At 54.8% G+C, this 8,356-nt stretch carries 10 protein-coding genes; 7 read left to right on the top strand and 3 right to left on the bottom strand.

Features of this window, described 5'->3' with window-relative positions; translation table 11 throughout:
- The 4 genes from AC3Y5R_RS22990 to AC3Y5R_RS22975 all read left to right on the top strand — a co-directional run.
- A partial coding sequence (locus AC3Y5R_RS22990; protein WP_489923264.1) for a hypothetical protein occupies positions 1 to 206 on the top strand: 206 nt, incomplete at its 5' end.
- A gap of 20 nt (positions 207 to 226) precedes the next feature.
- Entirely contained in the window at positions 227 to 919 is a 693-nt protein-coding gene (locus tag AC3Y5R_RS22985) for a TadE/TadG family type IV pilus assembly protein (protein ID WP_489923263.1), read from the top strand.
- A gap of 147 nt (positions 920 to 1,066) precedes the next feature.
- Positions 1,067 to 1,564, top strand: a complete 498-nt coding sequence (locus AC3Y5R_RS22980) for a hypothetical protein (protein WP_489923262.1) — start codon at positions 1,067 to 1,069, stop codon at positions 1,562 to 1,564.
- A gap of 55 nt (positions 1,565 to 1,619) precedes the next feature.
- Positions 1,620 to 1,871: a hypothetical protein gene (locus AC3Y5R_RS22975; protein WP_489923261.1), complete on the top strand. Its 252-nt coding sequence runs from the start codon at positions 1,620 to 1,622 to the stop codon at positions 1,869 to 1,871.
- Positions 1,872 to 1,954: 83 nt separating this feature from the next.
- Here AC3Y5R_RS22975 and queD read toward each other — a convergent pair whose 3' ends face one another.
- Positions 1,955 to 2,314: a 6-carboxytetrahydropterin synthase QueD gene (gene queD, locus AC3Y5R_RS22970; protein ID WP_489923260.1), complete on the bottom strand. Its 360-nt coding sequence runs from the start codon at positions 2,312 to 2,314 to the stop codon at positions 1,955 to 1,957.
- A 306-nt stretch (positions 2,315 to 2,620) separates the two neighbouring features.
- Between queD and cysJ the strand changes: the two genes are divergently transcribed.
- From cysJ to cysH, 3 genes are read left to right on the top strand one after another with little or no spacing between them, the layout of a single operon-like run.
- The gene (gene cysJ, locus AC3Y5R_RS22965; protein ID WP_489923259.1) at positions 2,621 to 4,426 is read left to right on the top strand and encodes an NADPH-dependent assimilatory sulfite reductase flavoprotein subunit; all 1,806 of its coding nucleotides are present in this window, start codon (positions 2,621 to 2,623) and stop codon (positions 4,424 to 4,426) included.
- Entirely contained in the window at positions 4,426 to 6,138 is a 1,713-nt protein-coding gene (gene cysI / locus AC3Y5R_RS22960) for an assimilatory sulfite reductase (NADPH) hemoprotein subunit (RefSeq protein ID WP_489923258.1), read from the top strand. The genes cysJ and cysI overlap by 1 nt, the downstream gene beginning before the upstream one ends.
- A 12-nt stretch (positions 6,139 to 6,150) precedes the next feature.
- On the top strand, positions 6,151 to 6,882 hold the full coding sequence (gene cysH, locus AC3Y5R_RS22955; protein ID WP_489923257.1) for a phosphoadenosine phosphosulfate reductase: 732 nt from the start codon (positions 6,151 to 6,153) through the stop codon (positions 6,880 to 6,882).
- 72 nt (positions 6,883 to 6,954) lie between these two features.
- Here the strand turns inward: cysH and AC3Y5R_RS22950 are convergent, their stop codons facing one another.
- Both AC3Y5R_RS22950 and AC3Y5R_RS22945 read right to left on the bottom strand, forming a co-directional pair.
- Positions 6,955 to 7,239, bottom strand: a complete 285-nt coding sequence (locus AC3Y5R_RS22950; RefSeq protein WP_489923256.1) for a YciI family protein — start codon at positions 7,237 to 7,239, stop codon at positions 6,955 to 6,957.
- 9 nt (positions 7,240 to 7,248) lie between these two features.
- Positions 7,249 to 8,274, bottom strand: a complete 1,026-nt coding sequence (locus AC3Y5R_RS22945) for an aminopeptidase (protein WP_489923255.1) — start codon at positions 8,272 to 8,274, stop codon at positions 7,249 to 7,251.
- Between the last annotated feature and the right edge of the window lie 82 nt (positions 8,275 to 8,356).

The raw sequence follows: 8,356 nt of genomic DNA, 5'->3' as shown, positions 1-8,356 counted from the left end.
TCACTCCTGAATTAATTGCAGTCAATAGAGTATGGCACTGGCTACTTCAGGGAGGGGCGTCCATAACATCACTACAGAAAGATGATGCCGGTGAGTGGGTTGAAAAATACCGGCCGAATGATATTCCCGCCATGTATTGCGTCAGAAAGGGCAGGATGACCTATAAAAAAATGGCCTCAGCCAGGGAGTTAAGATCGTGTCTGTAATCCGGGAAAAAATAAAAGGGGTGCTTCATAGCGATAGTGGCGCATTGGCTCCAGCTTTCGCCATTATCCTGCCGTGCCTGCTGGCGATGATGAGTTTTGGTCTGGACAGTGTGAATTTGCTGTCGACGAAAACCCGGCTGGCCAATGCAATGGATGAAGCGGCGCTGGCCGTTTCCGCCACCGGAAAAAGTGACTTAAATAAGGACGAGTTAAAAGCCGCACAGCTGATGGCAACAAACTATGTCCGTTATCATCTTCCCGGAATAGCCAGTGTACCCGTCATCAGTGTCTCCGGGATTAATGAGGAGATGGATGCCAATGGTTTTAAATTTACCCGCTATGAGCTGAGCGCTACACTGAAGGTGCCAATTATCTTCAACACCGGTACGCTGGCAGGTTTTGACCACGATATTGATACCGGCAGCGGCAACCGGTTGGTGAAAAAGTTTACCTCAGTGGCGACAGATTACGTGTTTGTACTGGATTTCTCCGGTTCCATGCAGGGAACAAGACTGAACGATCTTAAGGCCGTCGTAAAAGAGATCAGCCAGTTCGCTCTTGAGAATAATGAAAAAACGCAAATAGCGCTGGTGCCCTTCAGTATTGGTGTCCCGGTGAAGTTACCCGGTAAGAATGAGCGTGGCGGCGAACGGGTTGGCTGCTCGGTATTGTTCGTCCCTAAGGCAAATTATAATATTAATTATGCGTTCTGAGCAGATAAGCAGATACAGAATCCTGATTGCTATACGCTGAATAGTATTATTTACAATATAGATCTTTATCGTTACCGCTATTATATAGAGTATGTTAAACCCGCCATTCCAGCAATGACGGAACCTGCCGTTCTCCGCAAACGGTGTGTGAGAAACAGTATTTATGGCAGCAGTACCGGAAAATATCTGTATTCCTGTAAATCGGAAGTCTATCCAGACAGCGATATTTATTCTGAACACTCGAAGTTAATTATTTCTAAAGAGTACCAGAGTGCATGGCTGGTGAAAAAGTACCATGATAATTACGGGACGATTTTTAATGATTACGTCACAGATTATCAGGCGACGTTGCAGGAGATGTTCAGCGATGAGGCTGTGATTACCTTTCCACTGGAATGGACAGCTATGGTTAAGGATAAAGATCACACCTATATCAGGCCCTATTCAGCTATGTGTTTAAATGGTGGATGGTTCAAGCATATCAGCAATAATGACTTAAGTCGCAGCAGTGCTCGCTCCTGGCTGGTTGAACTCACCAGTGATATAAGTGTGCTGGACCAGTTTCAGAATATGCAGGCATATGGTAATACACAGATCAGTTCCGGACTGATTCGCTCCGTTCACCGTGATGGTGAAGGGAAGTAATAAGCGCAAGGTTTTTATTTTAATTTCTGATGGGGAAGATAACTCGGGGAAAAACGTGACTCAGAATTTTTTAAAGCAATATCACCTTTGCGAGAAAATTAAAAAAGGGGTTGCCGAGAAATCTGGAATCAGTAATACGAGGGTTGAAATGTACTATATTTCGGTAACCAGTGATGCCACAAGAGTTAAAGAGTGGGCCGATAATTGCGTGGGAGAAGCGAATGCTAAAACATCCACTACCCGTGAGGCGTTAATTAAAGAGATCAAAGGAATAATGGCAGATGAAACCGGGCATTTCGCCAGCTAAAGCCCCGGTATCCCTACCCACTCTGCCAGTATAAGTGCTCATACTGGCAGCGTCGCCAGCCATCATCAGCGGGCTGACCAGGCTCAGCCCTTATACACACAGCCCGCAGTACAGGTCTCTTTAATCATTACCGCGCTCAGCAGCGGGAGCTTCGGCTTCATCTGGTCCCAAATCCACTTAGCCAGCACTTCGCTGGTCGGATTCTCCAGGCCCGGGATCTCATTCAGATAGTAGTGATCAAGTCGGTCATAAATCGGCTTAAAGGCCGCTTTCAGCCCGGCAAAATCCATGATCCAGCCGGTATGCGCATCCACTTCGCCGGTAATTTCGAGCCGCACCAGGAAGGAGTGCCCGTGCAGGCGGCCGCATTTGTGCCCGGCCGGTACGTTAGGCAGATGGTGAGCGGCCTCGAACATGAAATCTTTAAACAGCGTGGTAACCATAGGACAGGTCTCAGTGATTGCTTGAAAAAACCGGCAAAGTCTACCGGAAAAACCCTTTTTTCGCATCCGTTTCACTGCACTTTCCTGAAGGTTCGACAGGAATGAAAAGTGAACAGTTGTAACTGGCTGATTTTTGGTTATTTAATTAACCTGTTTTGCCACTATGCCTTAGTTGTAAAAGCGTTTAGTCATTTTGGTTATTTATTATTACCAACCCTTATTTAAGGGTTATTATCCCAGTCGTTACCCTGTCTCTATCTTACTGACTTTTGGCCCCAGAGCCCTTTAACTGGAATATTTTACGCAATGACGACTCAGGCTCCCCCAGGTTCTCTGCTTCCGCTTAATCCGGAACAACTCGCGCGCCTGCAGGCGGCGACCGGTGACTTCTCCACCACCCAGCTCGCATGGCTTTCCGGTTATTTCTGGGGCATGGTCAATCAGACTCCCGGCACTGCGGCGGTCAGCGCTCCGGTTCCGGCTGATGTCCCGACGATTACGCTGCTCTCCGCTTCGCAGACCGGCAATGCCCGTCGCCTGGCCGAACAGCTGCGCGATGACCTGCTGGCCGCCAGACTGAACGTTAACCTGGTTAATGCGGGCGACTACAAGTTCAAGCAGATCGCTCAGGAAAAAATGCTGATTGTGGTCACCTCGACGCAGGGCGAAGGTGAGCCGCCGGAAGAAGCCGTGGCGCTGCACAAATACCTGATGTCGAAAAAGGCGCCGAAGCTGGATAACACCGCCTTTGCCGTCTTTGGGCTGGGTGACACCTCGTATGAATTTTTCAGCCAGGCCGGGAAAGACTTTGACGGTAAGCTGGCAGAGATGGGCGGCGAGCGCCTGCTGGATCGCGTTGATGCCGATGTGGAATACGCGGCAGAAGCCGAAAAGTGGCGCAAGCAAATCGTTGGAATACTGAAGGCCCGGGTCCCCAGCGAATCGCCAGCCGTGGCTGCCGTTACCGCCGCCGGGACGGTCAACGAAGTGTTCAGCAGCCCGTACAGCAAGGAAGAGCCGCTGACTGCCAGCTTTGCGGTGAACCAGAAAATCACCGGCCGTGATTCCGATAAAGACGTGCGCCATATCGAAATTGATTTGGGCGATTCCGGCCTGCGCTACCAGCCGGGTGATGCGCTGGGCGTGTGGTATGAAAACGACGCGGCGCTGGTGCAGGAGCTGCTTGAGCTGCTGTGGCTGACTGGCAGGGAGAGTGTGGCGATCCACGGCCAGACGCTGCCGCTGAGCGAAGCGCTGCAGAAACACTTTGAGCTGACCGTCAACACGCCACAGATTGTTGAGCAGTACGGCAAGTTGTCTCGCGATGAGAAGCTTCTGGCGCTGGTCAGCGATAAGAGCAAATTACAGCACTACGCCCAGTCGATGCCGATTGTGGATATGGTGCGTCAGGCACCGGTTGAACTGCGTGCTGAACAGCTGACGGAGCTGCTGCGTCCACTGACGCCGCGTCTCTATTCCATCGCTTCCTCGCAGGCTGAGAGCGAAACTGAAGTGCATATCACCGTCGGTGCCGTGCGCTATGAAATTGAAGGCCGTGCCCGTGCGGGCGGTGCGTCCAGCTTCCTGGCCGACCGGCTGGAAGAGGATGGTGAGATCCGCGTGTTCATTGAGCACAATGACAACTTCCGCTTACCAGCCAATCCGGAAACCCCCGTTATCATGATTGGTCCGGGCACGGGCATTGCGCCGTTCCGCGCCTTTATGCAGCAGCGTGATAACGACGGTGCAGAAGGCAAAAACTGGTTGTTCTTTGGCAACCCGCACTTTACCGAGGACTTCCTTTATCAGGTGGAGTGGCAGCGCTACGTGAAGGATGGCTTGCTGACCAATATAGACCTCGCCTGGTCGCGCGACCAGCAGCACAAAGTTTACGTGCAGGATAAAATCCGCGCCAAAGGAGCCGAAGTGTGGCGCTGGATCGAGCAGGGCGCACACCTTTATGTCTGTGGTGATGCCAACCGCATGGCGAAGGACGTGGAGCAGGCGCTGCTGGAAGTAGTGGCGGAGCACGGCGGGATGGATCTGGAAACCGCCGACGAATTTTTAAGTGAGCTGCGCATCGAGCGCCGTTATCAGCGAGACGTTTACTAATGAATGAAAAACACCCTGGACCGCTGGTGGTTGAAGGCAAACTGACCGATGCCGAGCGCCTGAAAAAAGAGAGCAACTACCTGCGTGGCACCATCGCCGAAAATTTGCAGGACGGCCTGACCGGTGGCTTCACCGGCGATAACTTCCTGCTGATCCGTTTTCACGGCATGTACCAGCAGGACGACCGTGACATTCGCGCCGAGCGTGCGGAGCAGAAGCTGGAGCCGCGCCACGCGATGATGCTGCGCTGCCGTCTGCCGGGCGGGATCATCACGCCGAAGCAGTGGCTGGGCATCGACAAGTTTGCTGAAGAGAACACCATTTATGGCAGCATCCGTCTGACTAACCGTCAGACCTTCCAGTTCCACGGCATCCTGAAGGGCAACGTCAAACCTGCGCACCAGATGCTGAACGAAGTGGGGCTGGATTCGCTGGCTACCGCCAACGATGTGAACCGTAACGTGCTGTGCAGCTCCAATCCGGTGGAGTCTGAGCTGCATCAGGAAGCTTACGAGTGGGCGAAGAAGCTGTCCGAGCATCTGCTGCCACAAACCCGCGCCTATGCGGAAATCTGGCTGGATAAGGAAAAGGTCGCGACCACCGATAAAGAGCCAATCCTCGGCGAAACTTATCTGCCGCGCAAGTTCAAAACCACCGTGGTGGTGCCGCCGCATAACGATGTGGATCTGCACGCCAACGACCTGAACTTTATTGCGATTGCCGAGAAGGGCAAGCTGATCGGCTTCAACCTGCTGGTGGGCGGCGGCCTGTCTATCGATCACGGTAATAAAGCCACCTACGCCCGTACCGCCAGCGAGTTCGGCTATCTGCCGGTGGATAAAATTCTGGACGTGGCAGAAGCGGTGGTTACCACTCAGCGCGACTGGGGTAACCGTACCGACCGTAAAAACGCCAAAACCAAATACACCCTGGAGCGCGTGGGCGTGGACACCTTTAAAGAGGAAGTCGAGCGTCGCGCCGGGATCAAACTTGAACCGATCCGTCCTTATGAATTCACCACCCGTGGCGACCGCTTCGGCTGGGTAAAAGGCATCGATAATCAATGGCACCTGACGCTGTTTATTGAAAACGGTCGTCTGCTGGATTATCCGGGTCGCCCGCTGAAAACCGGGATTGCGGAAATCGCCAAAGTGCATAAAGGCGACTTCCGCCTGACCGCCAATCAGAACCTGATTGTGGCTGGTGTGCCGGCAGCGGATAAAGCAAAAATCGAGCAGCTTGCCCGTGAGCATGGGCTGATGGAGAGCGTCACCGCCCAGCGTGAAAACTCGATGGCCTGCGTGGCGTTTCCGACCTGCCCGCTGGCGATGGCCGAAGCCGAGCGCTTCCTGCCGGAATTCGTCACCCGCGTGGAAGGCATCATGACTGCGCACGGCGTGGGTGATGAGCACATCGTGCTGCGCGTGACCGGCTGCCCGAACGGCTGTGGTCGTGCACTGCTGGCCGAAATTGGCCTGGTGGGCAAGGCTCCGGGCCGCTACAACCTGCATTTGGGGGGTAACCGCATTGGCACGCGCATCCCGCGCATGTACCGTGAAAACATCACCGAAGACGAAATTTTGTCTACCCTTGATGAATTAATGGGCCGCTGGGCCACAGAACGCGAAGCCGGTGAAGGCTTTGGCGATTTCACCATCCGCACTGGCGTGGTGAAACCGGTTCTCGACCCGGCCCGCGATTTTTGGGAATGACGGAGGCTTGATATGGCTGTACTCGATCTCTCAGCACTGAATGATTTACCGAAAGTTGAGCGCGTGATGGCGCTGGCGGAAATCAATACAAAGCTGGAAAAACTCTCCGCAGAAGAGCGCGTGATTTGGGCGCTGGAAAACCTGCCCGGCGAAGCGGTGCTCTCTTCCAGCTTTGGGATCCAGGCTGCAGTGAGCCTGCATCTGGTGACGCGGGCGAAGCCGGATATTCCGGTGATCCTCACGGACACTGGCTATCTGTTCCCGGAAACCTACCAGTTTATTGATGAGTTGACTGACAAACTCGGCCTGAATCTGAAGGTGTTCCGCGCTGAGCAGAGTGCCGCCTGGCAGGAAGCGCGCTACGGCAAACTTTGGGAGCAGGGCGTGGAAGGGATCGAGCGTTACAACCTGATCAATAAGGTAGAGCCGATGAACCGGGCGCTGGAAACGCTGAACGGCCAGACCTGGTTCGCCGGTCTGCGCCGTGACCAGTCCAGCAGCCGCGCCAGTTTGCCGGTGCTGGCTATCCAGCGTGGCGTGTTCAAGGTGCTGCCGATTATCGACTGGGATAACAAGCAGGTTTACAGCTACCTCAAAGAACACGGCCTGGGTTATCACCCGCTGTGGGATCAGGGATATCTGTCAGTGGGCGATACGCACACCACGCGCAAATGGGAACCGGGGATGGCTGAAGAGGAAACCCGCTTCTTTGGCCTGAAGCGCGAGTGTGGGCTGCACGAGTAATCAGCTGCCGTTCTTCCAAATGACTCTGCACTCACAGCGCAGGCTCCAGACTGGTAGCCTGCGCCCTTTCTTCTATTTCCCGACCAACCCTGCGAACTCATCCGCCGCACGGGTCACATTCACCTTCGTCACCTCATAGTCGGCCACGGCCTGGAAGGCGTCTTCCGCCAGAATGGTGTTCAGCCGCTCGCGATCGATATCCGCAGCAATGATCAGACCGCCGGTGCGCGGATCCTTACGGCCAGCGGCAATAAATACCCCGGCATCGAAATACTTATCCAGCCATGTAAGATGCGCGTCCAGCACGGCTTCAACTTCTTCCAGCGGGCGGGTGTAGTTCAGGCTGACGATGTACATTGCGACTCCTTAAGACGTTATTTTTGGGGTTGCCAGATCAACGATCAGCGGCAGAAGAATTTTTACGCTGTTGTGCATGCGCTGGCTGATGCGCCCCGGTAGCCAGCGATCCAGCCAGGCAAGGTTATCCAGCGCGGCCTGGTGGCGGGTGGTGCCCTGCGGGAAGTGTCGGCTGATAGCGCGCTGCTGCTGGCCATCTTTCCCGCCCAGCTCCCAGTCAGTGGCACGCACGCTCAGTAGCGGGAAACCGGCCTTATCGAACAGGTCCACTGCCGGTTCAGTCCTGACGACTTTACCCCGGCTGGCCGTTGGGATGCCGCTGGCCCGGGCGATAGCCAGTGCCCTGTCGCGGGTCTGCCGTGCCACTGGTTCTGGCGTGTTAGCCCCGCTGTCGAAATAGAGTTTATTCCCCACCACCAGGCTGTCCAGTTTGATCACCAGCAGAGTATTCTTTTTCTCTTCCGGCTTCATTCGTGCGAGGTAGTCTTCCTCGCCGCGCTGGCCCAGCTCCTCGCCGCTCAGCGCGACAAAGCGCAGGCTGTAATGCAGGGACACTTTGCTCAGCCGCTGCGCCAGTTCCAGCATCACGCCCAGCCCGGAGGCGTTGTCGTCGGCTCCCTGCAGCGTCAGGCCGCCCAGGTTTTTCTGGCGATCGCTGTCGCTCTGCGACAGCCAGGTATCCGAGTGGGTAATAATGATGATTTGCTGTGGAACCGCTCCGGTTCTCGCCGCCACCACGCTGGTTGCGGTCACCGTGTGTGGCGTCAGGTGACCATTCTGTGACTTATACTGATAGTGGGCGGTAAAGTCTCTTTTATTGCTGTCAAAACCCAGCTGCTGAAACTGCTGTTGCAGATAGTCCGCGGTCAGCATCTCGGCCGGGCTGCCAGCCATCCGGCCGGGAAAATAGGTGGCGATATGCCGCAGCTGCTGCTCGGCATAGTGACCCTCGGCCACGGTTGCCGCGTGCAGAGGGAAAAGGGCACCGCAGGAGAGCAACGCAGCCAGCGCGCTCAGGCGGAGTCGGGAAAACATGTAGCGTCCTTAGTCGTCATCCTGTGACGAGCCTGCGAAATATTTTTGCTGCACCAGTATGAAAGTGTGACCGCCATTGCAC

It is taken from the genome of Erwinia sp. 009765445, from assembly GCF_058137865.1.
Note: the sequence above shows the minus strand (reverse complement) of the source record. Positions and strands in the feature narration are given on the sequence as shown.